This is a genomic window from Streptomyces sp. VNUA24 (assembly GCF_029167005.1).
GTDB lineage: Bacteria > Actinomycetota > Actinomycetes > Streptomycetales > Streptomycetaceae > Streptomyces > Streptomyces scabiei.
Map to the genome: position 1 here is coordinate 2,824,655 of NZ_CP119143.1, position 22,452 is coordinate 2,847,106.

16 protein-coding genes are annotated in these 22,452 nt (G+C 71.2%); 10 read left to right on the forward strand and 6 right to left on the reverse strand.

What is annotated here, in order from left to right:
- The first annotated feature begins 172 nt into the window (after nucleotides 1–172).
- From PYR72_RS11810 to PYR72_RS11835, 6 genes are all read left to right on the forward strand, one after another.
- The gene (locus PYR72_RS11810; RefSeq protein WP_275455288.1) at nucleotides 173–1,144 is read left to right on the forward strand and encodes a 2-dehydropantoate 2-reductase; all 972 of its coding nucleotides are present in this window, start codon (nucleotides 173–175) and stop codon (nucleotides 1,142–1,144) included.
- Between the two features lie 10 nt (nucleotides 1,145–1,154).
- The gene (locus PYR72_RS11815; RefSeq protein WP_275455289.1) at nucleotides 1,155–3,080 is read left to right on the forward strand and encodes a molybdopterin-dependent oxidoreductase; all 1,926 of its coding nucleotides are present in this window, start codon (nucleotides 1,155–1,157) and stop codon (nucleotides 3,078–3,080) included.
- 6 nt (nucleotides 3,081–3,086) lie between these two features.
- On the forward strand, nucleotides 3,087–4,919 hold the full coding sequence (locus tag PYR72_RS11820; RefSeq protein WP_275455290.1) for an NADH-ubiquinone oxidoreductase-F iron-sulfur binding region domain-containing protein: 1,833 nt from the start codon (nucleotides 3,087–3,089) through the stop codon (nucleotides 4,917–4,919).
- Nucleotides 4,916–5,776 carry a 2Fe-2S iron-sulfur cluster-binding protein gene (locus tag PYR72_RS11825; RefSeq protein WP_275455291.1) on the forward strand — a complete coding sequence of 287 codons (861 nt, stop codon included), beginning with the start codon at nucleotides 4,916–4,918 and terminating at the stop codon, nucleotides 5,774–5,776. Before PYR72_RS11820 ends, PYR72_RS11825 begins: the two co-directional genes overlap by 4 nt.
- Before the next feature lie 8 nt (nucleotides 5,777–5,784).
- Nucleotides 5,785–6,654 (forward strand): formate dehydrogenase accessory sulfurtransferase FdhD, encoded by an 870-nt coding sequence (gene fdhD, locus PYR72_RS11830; protein WP_275455292.1) that lies wholly within the window; start codon nucleotides 5,785–5,787, stop codon nucleotides 6,652–6,654.
- A 154-nt stretch (nucleotides 6,655–6,808) separates the two neighbouring features.
- Complete coding sequence (locus tag PYR72_RS11835; protein WP_275455293.1) at nucleotides 6,809–8,044, forward strand: hypothetical protein; 1,236 nt, start codon at nucleotides 6,809–6,811, stop codon at nucleotides 8,042–8,044.
- Here PYR72_RS11835 and PYR72_RS11840 read toward each other — a convergent pair.
- Complete coding sequence (locus tag PYR72_RS11840; RefSeq protein ID WP_275455294.1) at nucleotides 7,983–9,026, reverse strand: bile acid:sodium symporter family protein; 1,044 nt, start codon at nucleotides 9,024–9,026, stop codon at nucleotides 7,983–7,985. The genes PYR72_RS11835 and PYR72_RS11840 overlap by 62 nt on opposite strands.
- Before the next feature lie 141 nt (nucleotides 9,027–9,167).
- Here PYR72_RS11840 and PYR72_RS11845 point away from each other — a divergent pair, with 141 nt between their 5' ends.
- The gene (locus PYR72_RS11845) at nucleotides 9,168–10,043 is read left to right on the forward strand and encodes a LysR substrate-binding domain-containing protein (protein WP_107118293.1); all 876 of its coding nucleotides are present in this window, start codon (nucleotides 9,168–9,170) and stop codon (nucleotides 10,041–10,043) included.
- A 947-nt stretch (nucleotides 10,044–10,990) separates the two neighbouring features.
- Nucleotides 10,991–12,817 (forward strand): AMP-dependent synthetase/ligase, encoded by a 1,827-nt coding sequence (locus PYR72_RS11850; RefSeq protein WP_275455295.1) that lies wholly within the window; start codon nucleotides 10,991–10,993, stop codon nucleotides 12,815–12,817.
- Nucleotides 12,818–12,825: 8 nt separating this feature from the next.
- Here the strand turns inward: PYR72_RS11850 and PYR72_RS11855 are convergent, their stop codons facing one another.
- The gene (locus PYR72_RS11855; protein WP_275455296.1) at nucleotides 12,826–13,608 is read right to left on the reverse strand and encodes a Tat pathway signal sequence domain protein; all 783 of its coding nucleotides are present in this window, start codon (nucleotides 13,606–13,608) and stop codon (nucleotides 12,826–12,828) included.
- Nucleotides 13,609–13,839: 231 nt separating this feature from the next.
- Here PYR72_RS11855 and PYR72_RS11860 point away from each other — a divergent pair, with 231 nt between their 5' ends.
- A complete protein-coding gene (locus PYR72_RS11860; protein WP_275455297.1) occupies nucleotides 13,840–14,676 on the forward strand; it encodes an aldo/keto reductase in 837 nt (278 codons plus the stop codon).
- 111 nt (nucleotides 14,677–14,787) lie between these two features.
- Here the strand turns inward: PYR72_RS11860 and PYR72_RS11865 are convergent, their stop codons facing one another.
- The 4 genes from PYR72_RS11865 to PYR72_RS11880 form a co-directional block, all read right to left on the reverse strand.
- Nucleotides 14,788–15,489: an SDR family oxidoreductase gene (locus PYR72_RS11865; protein WP_275455298.1), complete on the reverse strand. Its 702-nt coding sequence runs from the start codon at nucleotides 15,487–15,489 to the stop codon at nucleotides 14,788–14,790.
- Nucleotides 15,490–15,608: 119 nt separating this feature from the next.
- Nucleotides 15,609–16,520: a class I SAM-dependent methyltransferase gene (locus PYR72_RS11870; RefSeq protein WP_275455299.1), complete on the reverse strand. Its 912-nt coding sequence runs from the start codon at nucleotides 16,518–16,520 to the stop codon at nucleotides 15,609–15,611.
- Nucleotides 16,521–16,658: 138 nt separating this feature from the next.
- Nucleotides 16,659–17,255: a dihydrofolate reductase family protein gene (locus PYR72_RS11875; RefSeq protein ID WP_275455300.1), complete on the reverse strand. Its 597-nt coding sequence runs from the start codon at nucleotides 17,253–17,255 to the stop codon at nucleotides 16,659–16,661.
- A 181-nt stretch (nucleotides 17,256–17,436) separates the two neighbouring features.
- Nucleotides 17,437–19,149 (reverse strand): glycoside hydrolase family 6 protein, encoded by a 1,713-nt coding sequence (locus PYR72_RS11880; protein WP_275455301.1) that lies wholly within the window; start codon nucleotides 19,147–19,149, stop codon nucleotides 17,437–17,439.
- 380 nt (nucleotides 19,150–19,529) lie between these two features.
- Between PYR72_RS11880 and PYR72_RS11885 the strand changes: the two genes are divergently transcribed.
- Nucleotides 19,530–22,445: a glycoside hydrolase family 48 protein gene (locus tag PYR72_RS11885; protein ID WP_275455302.1), complete on the forward strand. Its 2,916-nt coding sequence runs from the start codon at nucleotides 19,530–19,532 to the stop codon at nucleotides 22,443–22,445.
- Nucleotides 22,446–22,452 lie beyond the last annotated feature (7 nt).

The window sequence follows — 22,452 nt, forward strand, 5'->3', positions numbered from 1 at the left end:
CCACGCCGCAGGTCCGCGTACCGGCCACCTTCATGTCCGGGTAATGCCTTGCCCGGCCGCTGTGCGAACCCTTGCCGCCCCAAGTTCCATACTGTAGACAATATTTCGTCGACAGAGTTCATCCTGTGCTCCCTCTCCGCGGTATCCCTCGACCGAACGGAGCTCCCTCACCATGAAAGTCGCAGTTCTCGGCGCCGGTGCGATCGGCGCCTACGTCGGCGCCGCGCTCCACCGCGCCGGCGCGGACACGCATCTCGTCGCCCGTGGACCGCATCTCGCGGCCATGAGGCGGGACGGGGTGCGCGTGCTCAGCTCGCGCGGGGACTTCACCGCCCGCGCCCACGCCACCGACGACCCGGCCGAGATCGGCCCGGTCGACTTCGTCTTCCTGGGCCTGAAGGCCAACGCGTACGCGGCGTGCGGGCCGCTGATCGCACCCCTGCTGCACGACACGACGGCGGTGGTCGCCGCCCAGAACGGCATCCCCTGGTGGTACTTCCACCGGCACGGCGGCCCCCACGACGGCCGGCGCGTGGAGAGCGTCGACCCGGGCGGCGCGGTCAGCGCGGTGCTCGCGCCCGAACGGGCCGTCGGCTGTGTCGTCTACGCGGCGACCGAGCTGGAAGGACCGGGGGTCGTACGGCATCTGGAAGGCACCCGGTTCTCCGTCGGCGAGCCGGACCGCACGGTCTCGGCGCGCTGCCGGGCGTTCGGCGAGGCCATGGTCGCCGGTGGCCTGAAGTGTCCGGTGGAGCCCGATCTGCGCGGCGACATCTGGATCAAGCTGCTCGGCAACATCTCCTTCAACCCGATCAGCGCCCTGGCCAGGGCGACCATGCGGCAGATGTGTCTGCACGGCGGCACCCGCCAGGTCATCGAGACCATGATGGCCGAGACGATGTCCGTCGCCCGGGCCCTCGGCTGCGAGGTCGGTGTCTCCATCGAACGGCGGATGGCCGGCGCCGAACGCGTCGGCGACCACCGCACCTCCACGCTCCAGGACCTGGAGCGCGGCAAACCGCTGGAACTCGACGTCCTGCTGGCCGCCGTCGTCGAGCTGGCGGACATCACGGGTGTCGAGGTGCCCACCCTGCGCACCGTCCACGCCATCTCGGACCTGCTCGCGCTGAGGAGCGCGGCATGAGGAGCGCCGTATGAGGAAACGCGACCGGACCCCGAAGACCTACACCCGGCTCACCCACCCCCTCGTCCGCGACTCCCGCGACGAGCCCTTCCGACGGGCGAGTTGGGAGGAGGCGCTGGACCGCGCCGCACGGGGCATCGCCCGCAACCGCGACGCGTTCGGTCTGTTCTCCTGCGCCCGCGCCACGAACGAGATGAACTACGTGGCGCAGAAGTTCGCCCGGGTGGTCATGGGCACCAACAACGTCGACTCCTGCAACCGCACCTGTCACGCGCCCAGCGTCGCCGGCCTCTCGGCCGCCTTCGGTTCCGGCGGGGGCACCTCCTCCTACGAGGAGATCGAGCACACCGACGTCATCGTGATGTGGGGCTCCAACGCCCGCTTCGCGCACCCGATCTTCTTCCAGCACGTGCTGAAGGGCGTCCACAACGGGGCCCGGATGTACGCCGTCGACCCGAGGCGGACCTCCACCGCCGAGTGGGCGGAGAGCTGGATGGGGCTGAACGTCGGCACCGACATCCCGATGGCCCACGCGATCGGCCGCGAGATCATCCACGCGGGCCTCGCCAACGAGGCGTTCATCGAGCGCGCGACCAGCGGCTTCGAGGAGTACAAGGCGCTCGTCGAACCGTGGACGCTGTCGCTGGCCGAGAAGGTGACGGGCGTACCGGCCGCCGCCATCAGGGAGTTGGCACACGCGTACGCCCGGGCCGAGCGGGCCCAGCTGTGCTGGACGCTCGGCATCACCGAGCACCACAACGGCACCGACAACGTCCGCGCACTGATCAACCTGTCGCTGCTGACCGGCCACGTGGGCCGCTACGCCTCGGGCCTGCAGCCCCTGCGCGGCCAGAACAACGTGCAGGGCGGCGGTGACATGGGCGCCATCCCCAACCGGCTGCCCGGCTTCCAGGACATCCTCGACCCGGCGTCCCGGCTGAAGTTCGAATCGGCGTGGGACACCGTGATCCAGCCGCACTACGGGCTGAACCTGACGGAGATGTTCGAGGCCATGGAGGAGGGCTCGCTGAAGGCCGTGTACTGCATCGGGGAGAACCCGGCGCAGTCCGAGGCCGACAGCGAACAGGCCGTACGGCGGCTGGGCCGGCTGGACTTCCTCGTCGTCCAGGACATCTTCCTCACGAAGACGGCCCAGTTGGCGGACGTGGTGCTGCCGGCGACCGCCGGGTGGGCCGAGACCGAGGGCACCACCACCAACAGCGAGCGGCGGGTCCAGCGGGTACGCCGTGCCGTCACCCCGCCCGGCGAGGCCCGCGAGGACATCGACATCATCTGCGACCTCGCCTCCCGGCTCGGGCACGACTGGAAGTACGCCGACGCGGAGGCCGTCTGGAACGAGCTGCGGTCGGTGTCGCCGGACCACTACGGGATGACGTACGGCCGGCTGGAGGAGCACCAGGGCATCCAGTGGCCCTGCCCGGACACCGACGGACTCGAACCGCCCTATCTGCACGGCCGGTTGTGGGACCCCGACCCGGCGAGGCGCGGCAGGCGCGCGCCCTTCGGGATCGTCCGGCACGATCCGCCCGTGGATCTGACGGACGAGCGGTTCCCCATCCGGCTCACCACCGGTCGACGGCTCGACTCGTACAACACCGGTGTGCAGAGCGGCGGTTACGCCTCGCCGCTGCGGCGCGGGGAGTACATCGAGCTGTGCCCGGAGGACGCCGAGCGCTACGGCGTCGCGGTCGGCGAGGAGGTCCAGGTGTCCTCGCGGCGCGGATCGGTGGTGGCGCCGGTGTGGATCGACCTCGCCCTGCGGCCCGGCCTCGCCTTCATGACCATGCACTTCCCCGACGAGGTGGACACCAACAAGCTGACGATCGAGGCCAACTGCCCGATCGCGGGGACGGCGGAGTTCAAGGCGTCGGCGATCCGGATCGAGAAGCTGCCCGTCGCGACCATCGTGAGGTGAAGTCAAGTGGACCTGCACTTCGGTGACAGCAAGCCCACCGACGAGGAGAGAGCGGCGGTCGACGCGTTGCTCGGGCCGCCGGAATCCTCCTGGGAAGGCGCGGCCCGCGACGAGATGACGGCCGGCGATCTGCGGTGGGCGCGCGGCGGCCGGGAGGCCCGGGACCGCCGTGACCTGCTGTTACCGGGGCTGCACGCCCTCAACGACCGGATCGGCTGGATCAGCGGGGGCGCGCTGGACTACCTCTGCAGGCGGCTGACCGTGCCGCCGGCGGAGGCGTACGGCGTGGCCACCTTCTACGCGATGTTCTCGGTGAAGCCGCGTCCCGCGACCGTGCTGCACGTGTGCACGGACCTGGCGTGCGCGGCGGCCGGGGCGGCCGGCCTGTGCGACGGGGTCGAGGCGCGTCTCGGCCCCGGCAGCGGGGTGAGCGTGCAGCGCGGCCCGTGCCTGGGTCTGTGCGAGCGGGCGCCGGCCGCGCTCGCGATCAGGGCCGGGGACCCGGTGCGCACGGCGGTGGCGGCGCCCGCGACCGTCGAGGCGGCCGTGCTCGCGGCGAGCGCCCCCGACTCGGCGGACGAGGAACCCCCGGCCGTCATGGCGGTGCCCCAGGCCGGGGACCCCTCGCTGACCCTGCTGAGCCGGGTCGGCGTCGTCGATCCGTCCTCCCTCGACGACTACCGCGCCCACGGCGGCTACGCCGCGCTGCGCCGGGCCTTCGCGCTGGGCCCCGCCGGGGTCATCCGCGAGGTCACCGACTCGGGCCTGGTCGGGCGCGGTGGCGCCGCCTTCCCCACCGGCCGGAAATGGCAGGCCACGGCGTCGCAGCCCGACCACCCGCACTATCTCGTCTGCAACGCCGACGAATCCGAGCCGGGCACCTTCAAGGACCGCGTGCTCATGGAGGGCGACCCGTTCTCCCTGGTCGAGGCGATGACGATCGCCGGGTACGCGACCGGCGCACACCTGGGGTACCTGTATCTGCGGGGCGAGTACCCACGGGCCCTGCGCCGCCTGGAGAACGCGATCGCCCAGGCCCGCGCGCGGGGGCTGCTCGGCGACGACGTCCTCGGGCAGGGCTACGCCTTCGACATCGAGATCCGCCGGGGCGCGGGCGCCTACATCTGCGGCGAGGAGACGGCCCTGTTCAACTCCATCGAGGGCTACCGGGGCGAGCCGCGCTCCAAGCCGCCGTTCCCGGTGGAGAAGGGCCTGTTCGGGAAGCCGACGGTGGAGAACAACGTCGAGACGCTCGTCAACGTGCTGCCGATCCTCACCCTGGGCGCCCCGGCGTACGCGGCGATCGGCACCGCCCGCTCCACCGGGCCGAAGCTGTTCTGTGTCTCGGGCAGCGTCGACCGGCCCGGCATCTACGAACTGCCCTTCGGCGCCACCCTCGGCGACCTGCTCACCCTCGCCGGGGTCCGGGACCGCCTGCGGGCGGTCCTCCTCGGCGGCGCGGCCGGTGGTTTCGTACGGCCCGACGAACTGGACATCCCGCTCACCTTCGAGGGGACGCGGGAGGCGGGCACCACGCTCGGCTCGGGGGTCGTGATGGCCTTCGACGACACCGTCCCGCTGCCCCGGCTGCTGCTGCGGATCGCGGAGTTCTTCCGCGACGAGTCCTGCGGGCAGTGCGTGCCCTGCCGGATCGGGACCGTACGGCAGGAGGAGGCGCTGCACCGGATCGCCGAGCGGACCGGCGCGGCGGCCGCCGGTGACATCGCCCTGCTCAGGGAGGTCGGCCGCGCGATGCGGGACGCCTCGATCTGCGGTCTGGGGCAGACCGCGTGGAACGCCGTGGAATCCGCGATCGACCGCTTGGGGGCGTACGAATGACCGTGATCCCGCTCGGAGTGCCGCGCCGTCTGCTGGAGTTCACCCTCGACGGTGAGCCGGTGCGGGCGCCCGAGGGCTCGACGATCCTGGACGCCTGCCGGGCCGCGGGCAAGGACGTGCCCACCCTCTGCGCGGGCGACACGCTCGCCCCGAAGAACGCCTGCCGGGTCTGTGTCGTCGAGGTCGAGGGGGCCAGGACCCTCGTCCCGGCCTGCTCCCGCAAGGCCGAGCCCGGTATGGAGGTGCGTACGGACACCGAACGCGCCCGGCACAGCCGCAGGATCGTCCTGGAACTGCTCGCCTCCTCGGTCGACCTCTCGACGACCCCGGAGGTCGCCGGGTGGCTCAAGGAGTACGAGGCGAAGCCGGACCGCTTCGGCCCGGACGCGGCCCGGCTGAACGAGGAACCGAGGGTCGACAACGAGCTGTACGTGCGGGACTACGACAAATGCATCCTGTGTTACAAGTGCGTGGACGCCTGCGGGAGCCAGTGGCAGAACTCGTTCGCGATCTCCGTCGTCGGGCGCGGCTTCGACGCGCGGATCGCGGTGGAGCACGACGGCCCGCTGACCGACTCGGCCTGTGTGTACTGCGGGAACTGCGTGGAGGTGTGCCCGACGGGCGCGCTGTCCTTCAAGTCGGAGTTCGACATGCGGGCGGCGGGCACCTGGGACGAGTCGGCGCAGACGGAGACGACCACGGTCTGCGCGTACTGCGGTGTGGGCTGCAACCTCACCCTCCATGTGCAGGACAATGAGATCGTGAAGGTCACCTCGCCGCACGACAACCCGGTGACCCACGGCAACCTCTGCATCAAGGGCCGTTTCGGCTACCAGCACGTACAGAACCGGGACTGAGACACGACATGGGACGAGTCACGGAACGACGCAAGGTGATCCGCATCCGGGACGGTGCGGTCTCCACCCGCCCGGACACCCTCGTCGCCGAGGAACCGATGGAGATCCGGCTGAACGGCAAGCCGCTCGCGATCACCATGCGCACCCCGGGGGACGACTTCGCGCTGGCGGCGGGGTTCCTGGTCAGCGAGGGCGTGCTCGCCGAGCGGTCGGACCTGCAGAACATCGTCTACTGCGCGGGGGCGACGGAGGACGGATCCAACACGTACAACGTGGTGGACGTGCGGACCGCCCCCGGGGTCGTCGTCCCCGACATCACCCTCGAACGCAACGTCTACACGACCTCGTCCTGCGGACTGTGCGGCAAGGCGTCGCTGGACGCCGTCCGGACGACCGCCCGCTGGGCCGTCGACGACACCCGCGGGGGCGAGGCTCCCCCGGTCCGGCTCGACCCCGGCCTCCTCGCGGACCTCCCCGACCGGCTCCGCGCGGCGCAGCGGGTCTTCGACCGGACCGGGGGGCTGCACGCGGCGGCCCTCTTCTCCGAGGACGGTGAACTGCTCGACGTGCGGGAGGACGTGGGGCGGCACAACGCGGTGGACAAGCTGGTGGGGCGGGCCCTGCAGAGCGGGGCGCTGCCGCTGTCGAGGGCGGTGCTGCTGGTGTCGGGGCGGGCCTCCTTCGAGCTGGCGCAGAAGGCGGTGATGGCGGGGATACCGGTGCTGGCGGCCGTGTCGGCGCCGTCGTCCCTCGCGGTCGACCTGGCGGCGGAGACCGGGCTGACCCTGGTGGGGTTCCTGAGGGGGGCCTCCATGAACGTGTACGCGGGCGAGCACCGGATCGCTCTGCGGGCCGCGGCCGCGGCCGACCGGAGCTGACCGGCCTCCCGCGACACGGCGGCGGGGCCCCTTGCGGCGGGGAGCGCCCCCTGCGCCCTCGGGGCCCCGCCTTTCCTCCCCGCACGGGACACCGCGGCCGGATCCCGCGACCGCCCCATGGACCGGGTGGACGCGGGCAACTAACGTCCCTCCCGTGCCCGAAGACACAGGAGCACGACGACGGACGGGGGCCGGACCGGTCCTGATCCTGGCCCTGGTCCTGGCCCTCGCGGCCGTGCTGCTCACCGCCCTCCCGGACGACGACCGGGAGGGCGGCGGCGGCTGCACGGCGCGCACGGTCCGGGACTGGGACCCGGACGCGGCCCTGACCGGCGAGTTCACCCGCTACGGCGACGACGCGACCCGTGGCGACGACTGGACCGGCGGCGACGGCACCCACTCGGTGCGGCTGCCCGACGGACGGCTGCTGTGGCTGTTCTCGGACACCTATCTGGGGCAGGTGCACCCGCCGCCCAACCCGGCGGGCGAGTCCGTGGCGTGGCGGGACACGGAGACGCCGCTGGTGCGCAACTCGGCCGTGCTGATGTCCCCCTCGGGCCGCCTCGAAGCCACGCTCCCGGCCCCCGTCTTCCCTGACCCCGCTCCGGGCAGCTGGCGCTGGCCGGTGGCCGCCCGGGTGGAGCCGCGTTCCCCCGGCTCGGACGAGAAGGTCGTCCGGGTGCTGCTGTGGACGCGTACGACGGGCAGGTCGCCGTGGATCTACGGGGTGCCCACCTCCACCGAGGTCGCCACGCTGTCGCTGCCCGGTCTGCGGCTGGAGGGGATCACGACGGTGCTGGACCAGGCGTCAGTGGCCGATCCGGCCCGGCGGGTGCTGTTCGGGACGACCGCCGTCGACGCGGGCGGCTGGACGTACGTCTTCGGCGGCACCGACGCGCAGGCCGCCTCCCGGCCGACCTCGCACGCGTACGTCGCCCGGGTGCCGCGTGGCCGGCTCGGGGAGCCGGGGGCGTGGGAGTACTGGGGCGGCGGGCGCTGGCAGGTGCGGGGGCGGCCGGCGGCCGTGCTCGGGAACGGGGCGGACAAGGGGGTGGGCAGCGCCTTCACCGTCGTCCGGGACGGGCGTACCTATGTGCTGCTCACCATGGCCGCCGGGACCGCGGGGCTGACCACCGTGACCTCCTACTGGGCCTGCTCCCCCACCGGGCCCTGGCACGGGCCCACCGAGGGCTTCCGTACGCCGCTGCCGGGGGCCGGGGTCGCGGCGTACAACCCGCAGGCGCACCCGGCGGCCGACGACGGGCGGCTGGTGCTCAGCTACGACGTCAACTGGCTGGACGCCGACGCGGCGGCGGCACAGCTGAACATCACGCGGAACGTGTCCCTGTACCGACCGCGGTTCGTATCGCTTCGTCTCGCTGCTCCGTGACGGCCGGATCCTCGACCGGGTCCGCGGCGCGGCGCCTGGCGATGACCGCGCAGACCATCAGCTGCATCTGGTGGAACAGCATCAGGGGCAGCACGGCGAGGGACGCCTCGGGGCCGAACAGGACGCTCGCCATCGGCAGGCCGGAGGCCAGGGACTTCTTGGAGCCGGCGAACTGCAGGGCGATCCGGTCCGCCCGGCCGAAGCGCAGGGCCTTGCCGCCGTACCAGGTGAGCAGCAGCATCACCGCGAGCAGGACGGCCTCGACGCCGAGGAGTCCGGCCAGCCGCAGCGGGCTGACCTGGCTCCAGATCCCGCGGACCATGCCCTCGCTGAAGGCGACGTAGACGACGAGGAGGATCGAGCCCCGGTCGACGAGGCCGAGGATCCGCTTGTGCCGGGTGACGAAGCCGCCGATCCAGCGGCGGGCGAGCTGTCCGGCGACGAACGGCACCAGCAGCTGGAGCACGATCTTCAGCACCGAGTCGGCGGAGAACCCGCCGGCGCTGCCGCCGAGCAGGGCCGCCGCCAGCAGCGGGGTCAGGACGATGCCGGCGAGGGAGGAGAAGGAGCCCGCGCAGATCGCGGCGGGCACGTTGCCCCGGGCCATCGAGGTGAACGCGATCGACGACTGGACGGTGGACGGGACGAGGGTGAGGAAGAGCAGCCCGGTGTAGAGGGAGTGGTCGAGGAACACCGGCTCCAGGCCGCGGGCCGCCAGGCCCAGCAGCGGGAACACGACGAACGTGCAGGCCAGGACGGTGATGTGCAGCCGCCAGTGCTTGAGGCCGTCCACGGCCTCGCGGGTGGAGAGCCGGGCGCCGTAGAGGAAGAAGAGGAAGGCGATCGCGACGGTGGACGCGCCCGACGCCACCTCGGCGGCCGTTCCGCGCGCGGGGAGGAGGGCCGCGAGCCCCACGGTGGCGAGCAACAGCAGGACGTAGGGATCGATCGGCAGCCGGCGCGGCCACTTCAGGCGGTTCACGGTGCTCCACGTGCATTCGACGAGGGTGGGTCCGGGACCGGAAGGCCCCTCTCCATCGTCCTCTCCGGTCCCTTGATCGGGAATCCGTCATACCGCTCTGACTGTCATCACGTTACGCGATGACCGGGTAGGGTGGCGATCGTGTACGACCCCTCCCATCTGCGCACCTTCCTCGCCGTGGCCCAGACGCTGAGCTTCACGCAGGCCGCCCGCCGGCTGGGGCTGCGCCAGTCGACGGTCAGCCAGCACGTGCGCCGTCTGGAGGACGCGGCCGGGCGGCAGCTGTTCTCGCGGGACACCCACTCCGTGGAGCTGACGGAGGACGGCGAGGCGATGCTCGGGTTCGCCCGGCGGCTGCTGGAGGTGCACGAGCAGGCGACGGCGTTCTTCACCGGGACCCGGCTGCGCGGGCGGCTACGGTTCGGCGCGTCCGAGGACTTCGTGCTCACCCGGCTGCCGGAGATCCTGGAGGCGTTCCGCCACGACCACCCCGAGGTGGACCTGGAGCTGACGGTCGAACTGTCGGGCACGCTGCACGAGCGGCTCGCGGCCGGCCGGCTCGATCTGGTGCTGGCGAAGCGGCGCCCGCAGGATCCGCGCGGCGAACCGGTGTGGACGGACCGGCTCGTCTGGATCGGCGCGGAGCGGCTGCGCGTGGACCCCGACCGCCCGGTCCCGCTGATCGTCTACCCGCCGCCGGGCATCACGCGCGCCCTGGCCTTGGAGGCACTGGAGCGCGAGGGCCGTTCCTGGCGCATCGCCTGCACCAGCGGAAGCCTCAACGGGCTCATCGCCGCCGCCCGCGCGGGCCTCGGCGTGATGGCGCACTCCCGCCGTCTGGTCCCTCCCGGCCTGGCCCGGGTCCCCGAACGGGCCGGGCTGCCCGAACTCGGCGAGGTCGACTTCGTCCTGGTCCACGGCCGCCGCCCCGGCGCGGCAACGAACGCGGCGGACGCCCTGGCGGCAGCGATCCTCACAGGCGGAGACCGCCTGCACGGCGGACCCCGGGGGCTCTGAGGCCGCCTCCGGCCGGGGGGCGGCGGGGGCCGGGCCGAGGACCGGGCGGAAGTCGGGCCAAGAACCGGACGGGGGTCGGGCTGAGGACCGGGCGGGGGTCGGACCAAGAATCGGACGGAGTCGGGCGAGGATCCGGAGGGACCAGGGATCCGGACAGAGGCCGGAGCAAGGATCCGGACGGGGCCGGGCGAGGATCCGGAGGGGCCGAGGATCCGGACAGGGGCCGGGGCAAGGAACCGGGCGTTTCGGCGGGCGCACGGTCGTGGGGGCGGCCTCCCGCACAGCAGGCCACGACCACCGCGCCGGAAGCCCTGGCCGTGAGGGCAGGCGGGGTACGGCCAGAGGTGGCCGCCTTCGCATCCGGCCTCCGCGCAAGGACCGTGACGCACGTCCCGGCGAACACCCGACCGCACGCCCCGGTGGCAGATCCGGGTCGAGCGCGACCTGGGATCCGGCGCAGACCCGGGGCGACGAGGCCCGGCGGATTCGGCAGGCTCCCCGGAGGACGGCACGCCTCGCCTCGCGGAGGACCGGCGAGCTTGCGGAAGGTTCGGCGGCGGTCTGGCCGGAGGCCCCGACCGCACCCCTGCAGGACGCCCCGGCCGGGCCCCGCCGACGCCCCGACCGTGTCCCCGCCGGAGGCACCCGTTCGTGCGGCGGGGCGGGCGCACGGGCGGGTGGTGGAGATGAGGGGTGTTCGTGTTCGGTGTGGCCGGAACGTGTTCGGAGGGACACGTACCGTTATCGGCGCGTGCGGGTTCGGTGGAGATTGGCCTCACGGAAGTCGCCGCACGGCTGGGCAATATGCCGGAGTCATCCTCTTCTGCCATCGTTCACCAGCGGCGACCCGTGCCTTGCGTCCCTATGCGCCCCCTCCACAACCCTCCCGTCCCCCCTCGCGGTGAGGTAGCTTTCACGCGCTGTTCGGAGCGCCACGAGGAGCGGGTTTGCGCGAGTTCACCAACCCCCCGTTGGCGTCGGCGCCGCCGGTGGGCGGCCTGGCCGACGTCGTCTTCGAGCACGCCCAGGAGGACCCGGACCACATCGCGCTCGGCCGCAAGGACGAGCGGGGCGAGTGGCGCGACATGACCTCCGCCGAGTTCCGCGACGAGGTCCTCGCACTGGCGAAGGGGCTGCTGGCCCAGGGCATCCGGTTCGGCGACCGGGTCGCCATCATGTGCCGCACCCGCTACGAGTGGACCCTGTTCGACTACGCGCTGTGGACCGTCGGCGCCCAGGTCGTCCCGGTCTACCCGACCTCCTCCGCCGAGCAGGTCTTCTGGATGCTGTACGACTCCCAGTGCACGGCGGCCATGGTCGAACACGAGGACCACGCGATGACCATCGCCACGGTCATCGACCGGCTGCCCCAGCTGCGCCGGCTCTGGCAGCTGGACGTGGGCGCGGTGCAGGAGCTGTACGAGTCGGGCGCGCACCTCGACGACGAGGTGGTGCACCGGCACCGTCTCGCGGTCACCCCGGAGTCGATCGCGACGATCATCTACACCTCCGGCACCACGGGCCGCCCCAAGGGCTGTGTCATCTCGCACGCCAACTTCATGGTGGAGGCGGACACGGTCATCGAGCGCTGGGCTCCCCTGTTCACCTCCCGCAGGGGCGACACGGCGGCGACGCTGCTGTTCCTGCCGCTCGCGCATGTCTTCGGGCGGATGGTGCAGGTCGCGGGCATCCGCGGGAAGGTGAAGTTCGGCCATCAGCCGCAGCTCAACGCGGCGGTCCTGCTGCCCGACCTCGCCGCCTTCCAGCCCACCTTCTTCCTCGCGGTGCCGTACATCTTCGAGAAGGTCTTCAACGCGAGCCGGCGCAAGGCCGAACGCGAGGGGAAGGCCGGTCCGTTCGAGAAGGCGGTCGAGGTCGCCGTGAAGTACGCGGACGCGATGGAGGCGAGGGCCTGGGGGATCGGCCCCGGTCCGTCGGCGGGTCTGCGGATGCAGCACCAGTTCTTCGACAAGGTCGTCTACGCCAAGATCCGGGAGGCGATGGGCGGCCGGATCAAGTACGCGATGTCCGGCGGCTCGGCGATGGACCGCCGGCTCGGACTGTTCTTCGCGGGGGCCGGCGTCCACATCTTCGAGGGGTACGGCCTGACGGAGTGCACGGCGGCCGCGACCGCCAATCCCCCGGAGCGCACCCGGTACGGCACGGTCGGCCGGCCCATCCCGGGCGTGAGCGTGCACATCGCGGACGACGGCGAGATCTGGCTGCGCGGCCCCAATGTCTTCCAGGGCTACCTGAACAACCCGAAGGCCACCGACGAGACCCTGCACGACGGCTGGCTCGCCACCGGCGACCTGGGCTCGCTGGACGAGGACGGCTATCTCACCATCACCGGGCGCAAGAAGGAGATCCTGGTGACCTCGGGCGGCAAGAGCGTCTCGCCGGCGATCCTGGAGGAGCGGGTGCGCGACCATCCGCTGGTCGCCCAGTGCCTCGTCGTCGGCAACGACCGTCCGTACATCGCGGCCCTGGTCACCCTGGACGGGGAGGCGGTCGCGCACTGGCTGCAGATGCGCGGCAAGCCGACGCCGCCCGCGGCCGAGCTGGTGCGCGACCCGGAGCTGGAGACCGAGGTGCGACGGGCGGTGGTCGCCGCCAACACCCTGGTCTCGCAGGCCGAGTCGATCCGCACCTTCCGCATCCTCGCGCACCAGTTCACCGAGGAACACGGGCTGCTGACGCCGTCGCTGAAGCTGAAGCGCAAGGCGATCGAGAAGGCGTACGCGAAAGAGGTGGAGGCCCTGTACCGGGCCTGAGCCGCCGTTCAGACCAGTTGATAGCCCTTCATGTTCCGCAGCAGCAGGTGGCAGTTCCGCAGCGAGTCCGAGGTGTCGCCGAGGGAACGGTAGATGCCCCACTTGGGGCGCAGGCGGTCGGCGAGGAAGGTGTCCACGCCGGAGCGGGAGACGTCGATCAGGGTGGCCGGGCCCTTGCGGAGGATCCAGCGCACCGAACCGGCCGCGCCGTTGCCGACCTTGACCTGGAAGTCGACGTCGACCCAGGAATCGTGCAGGGGCGCCAGGGCGGTGCGGCCGACGAGGAGGTTGTCGATCGGCAGCTTCAGCTCGATGGTCTGCTCCCCTTCGACCCGGCGCAGGGACTGCACCACCAGGGGCGAGGTACCGGCGCCGGGCTGCTTCATCTGCATGAGGTGCGTGAAGCTGGTGGTCGCCCGCAGCGAGGCCGGGATGTACATCCCGTAGGTGACGCGCCAGGTCTGGCCCTCGGTCCAGCGCAGGAAGCCGTCGCCCGTGCGCAGGCCGGTGACCTCGTGACGCTGCCGGTCGGTGGCGGTGTCCCGGTCGACGGTGTGCATGTCGAAGCGCCAGGTGTCGCCGACGGCGCGGATGTGCGGCGAGGCGGCGGGATGCGAGCCGGCGCGGTCGTCCTCCAGGGTCTCGAAGGCGCGCAGCCCGTCCCCGCTCGCCGAGGGGGACCACCTCAACCGCCAGGAGGCGGCGTGCGCGGCGGGGGCGGGCAGCCCGGCGGTGGCCGCGGCGGCACCGCCGAGCGCGGCCCCGAGGACGTTCCTTCGCGTGGGGGTCATGGGCCCTCCATTCACGTATGCGACCATCATTCAGTGACATGCGTTACGGCAGAGACAGGGTCCACGCATGACCGTGTTCGGTCAATGGTCCAGACCGATACTCTTGAACCACCGGATCCGTTTCCGGCCAATCTGCGATTCGGAGCGCGAGCGGTCCGCTCAGGAATGCATCGCGCTCCGTGATCGTTGACGATGGGAAGCACCACCCGACGACTTAAGGATCGAGAGCTCGTGAGCAGCAAGGTCCCCCCGATCATCCTGAACAACGGCGTCGAGATGCCCCAGCTGGGCTTCGGCGTGTGGCAGGTGCCGGACGACGAGGCCGAGCAGGCGGTCACCACCGCGCTGGAGGCCGGCTACCGCAGCATCGACACCGCCGCCATCTACGGCAACGAGAAGGGCACCGGCAAGGCCATCGCCGCCGCCGGCGTGCCCCGCGAGGATCTCTTCGTCACCACCAAGCTCTGGAACAGCGACCAGGGCTACGACTCCACCCTCCGCGCCTTCGACACCTCCCTGGCCAAGCTGGGCCTGGAGTACGTGGATCTGTACCTGATCCACTGGCCGATGCCGGCCCGGGGCACGTTCGTCGACACCTTCAAGGCGTTCGAGAAGCTCTACGCGGACGGCCGCGCCAAGGCCATCGGTGTCTCCAACTTCCTTCCGGAGCACCTTCAGACGCTGATCGAGGCCACGAGCGTCATCCCGGCGGTCAACCAGATCGAGCTGCACCCGCACCTGCAGCAGCGCGCGTCCCGCGAGTACCACGCGGAGCAGGGCATCGCCACCGAGGCGTGGTCGCCGCTCGGCCAGGGCAAGGGGCTCCTGGAGGTCCCGGCGATCATCGCGATCGCACAGAAGCACGGCCGCATCCCCGCCCAGGTGGTCCTGCGCTGGCACCTCCAGCTGGGCAACGTGGTCATCCCCAAGTCGGTGACCCCGTCCCGTATCAAGGAGAACATCGAGGTCTTCGACTTCTCCCTGGACACGGAGGACATCGCCGCGATCAGCGCGCTGAACGAGGACCGGCGCATCGGGCCGGACCCGGCGACGTTCGACCAGGCCTGACACCGGGCCGGGGACCGGCCCGCTCCCGGCGTCGGCCCGCCGGGAGCGCGAAGACGGCCGACCGCCCGCCGGACGACGTCCGGCGGGCGGTCCCGCGTGCGGGCCCGATCCTCAGACCGGCTGGCCGATCGGGCGTACGACCACCGTGTTGACGTCGACGCCGGCCGGCTGGCGGATCGCCCAGACCACGGAGTCGGCGATCTGGTCGGCGGTGAGCAGATGGCCCGGCGGGAGACTGCCGTAGGCGTCCCAGAACGGGGTCTCCACCCGGCCGGGCGCGATCAGGGTCACGCCGATCCCCCACTCGGTGACCTGCCGTCTGGTGTTCTCGGCGAGCCCGGTCACCGCCCACTTGGTCGCCCCGTAGATGTTGCCGGGGCCGTGGATGAAGCCGGCGACGCTGCCGACCAGCATGATCCGCCCCCGTGACTCCTTGAGGGCGTCGATGGAGGCCCGCACGAGCAGGGCCGGACCCAGCACATTGGTCAGCACCATCTCGGTCCACCCCGCGGGGTCTCCCTCGGCGACGGTGTCGTGGGTGCCGAACCCCGCGTTGGCGAGGACGGTGTCGATCCGTCCGAACTCCTTCAGCGTGGCGTCCACCGCGGCCTGGACGTCCGCGTACTCGGCCGCGTTGCCCGGGACGGTCAACAGCCCTTCCGGATCGCCGAGTTCGGCGGCGAACGCGCACAGCCGCTCCGCCCCGCGCCCGGTGACGGTCACCCGGTGGCCGAGGTCGAGCAGCTGCCGGGCGACCGCGGCGCCGATACCGCTGCCGCCGCCGGTGATGAGCGCGACCGGTGCTTCGGACATGGTCTTCCCCCTCTTTCTCCTGTCGGCCGACCGGAGTGGGGCCGACGGACGGAGTCCACCACTTGAAGCGCTCTCGAAGTCAAGCCCGGCCGTCGTCGGCGCGCGGCCGGGGGCATCCGTCAGCGGCGCGCCACGTGCACCGTCTGCGCGGCGAGGACGAACAGGTCCGTGCGGTGGTGCAGGCTCGCCTTGTCGTCGGGGTCCAGGAGCCGGTCGACGGTCGCGAGGTCGGCCGGGTCGAGGAGATCCGCGAGGTTCCCCCGGCCGCGCTGGAACGAGGCCACGGCGTAGGCCCGGGCGGCCTCCGGGACGGGAGCCGGGAGGTCCAGCAGGAAGGTGCGGGACGTCGCCTCGCGCAGGCCGACCGCGGTCAGCAGCCCCGGCCAGTCCTCGGGCTCCGCGACACTGCCGGGCAGCGAGGCCCGCATCTCGCCGAACCACAGGTCCTCCGCCGCGTCGAGCCGGGACTGCAGTCCGGGGCGGCCGATGCCGATGTCACGCGGCAGGAACCGGCTGGGCAGACCGCCCTCGACGACGGCCAAGGTGCCGCCGGGGGCCAGGCGTTCGGCGAAGGCGGCGAGGCCGGCGCGCTGGTCGCCGAGGTGGTGCAGACTGCGGCTCGCCCACAGCAGGTCGGCGGGGTACTCCAGGTCGCCCAGCCCGTCCGGCAGTTCGGCCTCCAGGGTGCCGAACCGGTCCGCGATGCCGAGCCGTTCGGCACGGGCGCGGGCCCGCTCCAGCAGCGGTCCGGAGCCGTCCAGGGCGACGACCCGGGCACCGGGGAACACGTCGGCCAGCAGACAGCTCACGACCCCCGGTCCGCTGCCGACGTCGACGACCAGCCCCGGGTCGGGCTGCAGGGTGGCGACCCAGGCGGCGGCCTGCCGGTTCAGCGGCGCGAACAGCTCGGCCTGCTCCTCCAGGTGCTCGGCCAGGTCACTCCAGTCGACGTCGGTGCGGCCGTGGTGACCGCTGTGGCCGTGGTGGTGGTCATGGCCGTGGTGGTCGTGGCCGTGGTGGTGCTGTCCCATGGCGGTGCGCCTCTCTTCCGGGTGCCGCCAGCTTGCTCCGACGCACCGGAGAACGGCCACTTCCGTTGCCGTACCGGCAAAACCGCTGTGCCGATACGGCGTCGATTCGGGCCCGGACCCGGCCGGCGGAACGCCGGTTCAGTCCTTGTCCCCCACCCGGTAGACGCACACGTTCGCCCCCGCGCCGTTGGTGGTCGTGGAGACCAGCTCCAGGGTGCGCTTGGCCCCGTCACCGGGGAAGATCGTCTTCCCGCCGCCGAGGACGACCGGCATGACGATCAGGACCAGTTCGTCGGCGAGGCCCTCCGCGAGGAGGGTGCGGGCGAGGGTCGGGCTGCCCAGGACGAGCAGGTCGCCGCCGTCGGCCTCCCGGAGCCTGCGGATGTCCGCCACGGCCTCCCCGCCCGGGATCAGCGTGGTGTTCTCCCAGGTCAGCTCGGAGTCGGCGAGCGTGGAGGACACGACGTACTTGCGCGCGGAGTTCATCCGGTCGGCGAAGGGGTCGCCCGCCCGGTCCGGCCACGCCCCGGCCATCGCCCGCCAGGTGCGGCGGCCGAAGAGGAGCGCGTCGGCCCGGCCCAGCGCGGCGTCCCAGGCACCGCCCACGACCTCCGGGTCGAAGAACGGGTGCGTCCAGCCACCGTGGGCGAACCCGCCGTCGGTGTCCTCCTCGGGACCGCCGGGCGCCTGCACGACACCGTCGAGGCTCATGAATTCGCAGATCACGATGCGCATGGGGTTCTCTTTTCCTGTCACTCTCACGGGCTTACGGCGATGAAGACCGCCGCGCCGCCCGGAAGTCATCGCTCCCACCCCTCTCTCTCATCGTGATGTGGCTCACACGGGCATGCCACCGGTCCGCCAGGGGGTGGGGGAAGTGTGACTGCCCCTGGCGGACCGGCTCAGCGGAGCGGACTCAGAGCGCGGGGTACGCGTTCTGCATCAGCTGCTGGAACTGGGCGGAGAACCACTTCCCGGAGATCGGGGCGTTCCCCAGGGCACCGGACATGTTGTTGTTGTTGCGCGGGTTGCCCGTGTACGTCGGGTCGCACATGCGGTCGAAGCCCTTGCCCTCGTCGTTCGGGATGAGGGAGCTGGACCCGTCGGACTCACCCGGCGGCTTCATCCACACGTAGGCGTCGATCCCGGTCGCCGGGGCGGCCTTCGGCCGTTCGCCGAGACCGGCTCCGGCCTGGTTGCACCAGTTGCCGGTGTTGAAGCGGCGGTCGTAGCGCCCGCCGTCCACGTACGTGTCGACGGTGGTCGTCGCCCCCGGTCCGGTGGGCCGGGCGGCGCCGCCCCAGCCGTTGCGGGAGGTGTCGATCAGCATGCCGATGGTGGAGTTGAAGCCCGCCGAGACCGCCTGGGCGCGGAAGGCCTGGGCGAAGGACAGCTCGTCGACGTAGCGGTTCCAGTCGACCCACTTCGACTCACGGACCGACTTGCCGCCCGCGGTGTCGTTGATGGTGAAGTTGTTCTCCTTCAGGGCGCTGTAGTTGGCCGTGTTGGTGATGAAGCCGTGGACGTCGTTGACCGTGGCGCCCTCGGCGGTCGCGGCCTCCTTCATGATGGCGGCGGAGGGGGCGAAGTTGTCGTCCCAGCCGAGCCAGCCGTGGTGGCCGGCGTCGACGTAGTTGTAGACGTTGGGGACGTCGCCCAGCTTGTTGAGCGCGTACCCGACACCCTTGACGTAGTTGCCGTTGGCCTTCATCACGTCGCACGCGGGCACGGCCGTCGGGCGGCTGCCGACGTTGGTGACGAGGTTGGGCAGCGAGTCGATCTCGATCGTGGTGACGATCCGCAGGCCGGCGTACTTGGAGTCGGCGAGGATCGCCTTGATCGGGTCGATGTACTGCGTCTTGTACTTGTCGATCTCCGTCGGGCCCAGCTCGCCGTTGGAGGCGAGGGCCGAGCAGTCACGGCCGGGCAGGTTGTAGATCACCAGCTGGACGACGAGTTCGCCGGAGCCCTTCTGCTTCAGCGCCTCGTCGAGGTGGGCGCGCAGGCCCATCTTGCCGCCCGCTCCCGCGATGGCGGCGGTGCGGTCCAGCCAGACCCCCGTCGGCTGGTTGGAGATCCGACTGCCGCCCGGCTCGGCGGCGGCGTTCGCGGACCACTCCGGGTTCACGTACACCTTGGCGCCGGCGTACGGGTTGTCCACCCTGCTGCCCGGCGTGCCGGGGCCCGGTTCACCGGGGCCGCCACCGCCGTCGTCGACGTTGCAGGTCACGCCGTCGAGCGTGAAGGTCGCCGGCAGGGCGTTGCTCCCGCTGTAGGAGGCCTGGAAGCCGAAGCTGACCGAACCGCCGGTGGCCAGCGTGCCGTTGTACGTCTCGTTGGCGGCGGTCACCGAGGAACCGCTCTGGGTGATCCGGGAGTTCCAGCCGTTGGTGACCTGCTGGTTCCCGGCGTACGACCACTTCGCGGCCCACGAGGACTTGGCAGCACCGTTGTTGGTGATGGTGACGGCGGCGGTGAAGCCGGTCGACCACTGGTTCTGGACCTTGTAGTCGACCGTGCAGGGGACCGCCTGCACACCGGTGTCGTCCGGCACGGCGGCCATGGAGGTCCCGGCCGCGCCGGCGACCAGCGCCAACGCAGCCAGAAGTGCTGTTCTGGTACGGCTCATGAGTGCGGGTTTCCTCTTCCGTAGTGGGGTGTACGAGGAGGAGTCGTCGCGCTGTCGCCGAGGCGAGTAAAAGACCTGAACACGGGGGGTGTTCTTCGAGCGTCCCTCGCAGCTCGGACGCGTCCGGGACCAACGCGTCGACTGGTGGAACCGCTCCCACTGGTGCTGGTGAAGGTAGCGCCAAGTCACGGTAAAAGACAGAGGTCTTGCGTTATTGCGCCCGATGAATCTTTTCTCCCCTGATCGAATCTTTTCGACTCTTCAAACACCTTGACCCCTTGCACCCTCGTCCTCAATATGGGAGCGCTCCCACTGGTTCAAGGCTTGTTGTTGCCGCTCCGCCCCCACCTTCGCCAGAGCCGCACGGAAGGAACCAGAGCATGCACCCCAGACGGAGACGCCGTGCCTCGCGGCGTCTGTGGACGGCCGTGGTCGCGGCCTTCGCCCTCCCCCTGACGATGCTCGGCACCGGCTCGACGTCCGCCAGCGCGGCCGCGGTCGCCTGCAACGTCGACTACAAGACCAACGACTGGGGCTCGGGTTTCACCGCCGAGCTGACGATCACCAACCGGGGTACGGAAGCCATCAACGGCTGGACCCTGACCTACGCCTACGCCGGCAACCAGACGCTCAGCAACGGCTGGAGCGGCACCTGGACGCAGTCCGGCAAGTCGGTGACGGCGAAGAACGCGTCCTGGAACGGCACGATCGCCGTCGGGGCCGCCGTGAGCACCGGCGCCCAGTTCACCTACAGCGGCGCGAACGCGGCGCCGACCAGCTTCGCGGTCAACGGCACCGCGTGTGTCGGTGCCCATCAGCCGCCGATCACCGTGCTGACCAGCCCGACGGCGGGTGCCACGTACTCGCAGGGTGACCCGGTGCCGATGGCGGCCACCGCGGCGGCCGCGGACAACGCGACCATCAGCAAGGTGGAGTTCTACGACGACACCAAACTGCTGGGCACGGACACGACCTCGCCGTACACCTTCTCGGCCACCGGTCTGTCCGTGGGCAGCCACTCGCTGGTCGCCAAGGCGTACGACAGCCTGGGCGCGTCGGCGGACTCCGCGCCGGTCGGCATCACGGTCGCCTCGGGCCCCGCGGTGGTGGTCTCACCGACGCAACTGGGCGTGCAGCAGGGCAAGACGGGCACGTACGACGTGAAGCTCTCGACCCAGCCCTCGGGCAATGTGACGGTGACGACCGCGCGGGCCTCCGGCAACTCGGGCCTGTCGGTCACGGGCGGCGCGTCGCTGACGTTCACGCCGTCGAACTGGAACACGGCCCAGAAGGTGACCGTCACGGCCGACTCCTCGGGCACGGGCTCGGCGGTCTTCGAGTCGACGGCCACCGGCCACGCCAAGGCTGCGGTGACGGTGACGCAGCTGGCCGCGTCGAAGGTGTACGACGCCCGTTTCCTGGAGCTGTACGGGAAGATCACCAACCCGGCGAACGGCTACTTCTCCCCCGAGGGCATCCCGTACCACTCGGTGGAGACGCTGATCGTCGAGGCGCCGGACCACGGCCATGAGACCACCTCGGAGGCGTACAGCTACCTCCTGTGGCTGCAGGCCATGTACGGCAAGGTGACGGGCGACTGGTCCAAGTTCAACGGCGCCTGGGAGATCATGGAGAAGTACATGATCCCCACCAAGGCCGACCAGCCGACCAACTCCTTCTACACGGCGAACAAGCCGGCGACGTACGCCCCCGAGCACGACACCCCCAATGAGTACCCGGCGCAGCTCAACACGTCGGTCTCGGTCGGCTCGGACCCCATCGCCGGTGAGCTGAAGAGCGCTTACAACACGGACGACGTCTACGGCATGCACTGGCTGCAGGACGTGGACAACGTCTACGGCTACGGCAACTCGCCGGGCAAGTGCGAGGCGGGTCCGTCGGACACCGGCCCCTCGTACATCAACACCTTCCAGCGCGGCCCGCAGGAGTCGGTGTGGGAGACCGTCCCGCAGCCCACCTGCGACCAGTTCAAGTACGGCGGCAGGAACGGGTACCTGGACCTGTTCACCCGTGACGCCTCCTACGCCAAGCAGTGGAAGTTCACCAACGCCCCGGACGCCGACGCGCGCGCCGTGCAGGCCGCGTACTGGGCGGACGTCTGGGCCAAGCAGCAGGGCAAGGGCGGTGACGTCTCCGCGACCGTCGGCAAGGCCGCGAAGATGGGCGACTACCTGCGCTACGCGATGTACGACAAGTACTTCAAGAAGGTCGGGAACTGCGTGGGGCCGACCACCTGCCCCGCGGGCACCGGCAAGGACGCCTCCTTCTACCTGCTCTCCTGGTACTACGCGTGGGGCGGTGCCACCGACACCAACGCCGGCTGGGCCTGGCGCATCGGCTCCAGCCACGCGCACGGCGGCTACCAGAACCCGATGGCCGCGTACGCGCTGGCCAACTACGCCCCGCTGAAGCCGAAGTCGGCGACCGGGCAGGCGGACTGGGCCAAGTCCCTCGACCGCCAGGTCGAGTTCTACCGCTGGCTCCAGTCGAACGAGGGCGCCATCGCGGGCGGCGCCACCAACAGCTGGGCGGGGCGGTACGCCACTCCCCCGGCCGGGACGCCGACCTTCTACGGCATGTACTACGACGAGAAGCCCGTGTACCACGACCCGCCGTCCAACCAGTGGTTCGGCTTCCAGACGTGGTCCATGGAGCGGGTCGCCGAGTACTACCAGCAGACCGGCAACGCCGCCGCGAAGACGGTCCTCGACAAGTGGGTCGACTGGGCGCTGTCCAAGACCACGATCAACCCCGACGGGACGTACCGGATCCCCTCCACGCTCCAGTGGTCCGGCGCCCCGAACACCTGGAACCCGTCCAGCCCCGGCTCCAACAGCGGGCTGCACGTCACCGTCGCCGACTACACCGACGACGTCGGCGTGGCGGGCTCGTACGCCAAGACGCTGACGTACTACGCCGACCGCTCCGGTGACGCCGACGCGGCCCGGGTCGCCAAGGCGCTGCTCGACGGCCTGTGGCAGCACCACCAGGACGCGCTCGGCGTGGCCGTCCCGGAGACCCGTACGGACTACAACCGGTTCGACGACCGGGTGTACGTCCCGAGCGGGTGGACGGGCACGATGCCGAACGGCGACGCGATCAACTCGTCGTCGACGTTCGAGTCGATCCGCTCGTTCTACGAGGACGACCCGGCCTGGTCGAAGATCCAGGCGTACCTGGCCGGTGGCGCCGCGCCCTCGTTCACGTACCACCGGTTCTGGGCCCAGGCGGACATCGCCCTGGCCATGGGTGCGTACGCGGAGTTGCTGGAGTAGCTCCGGG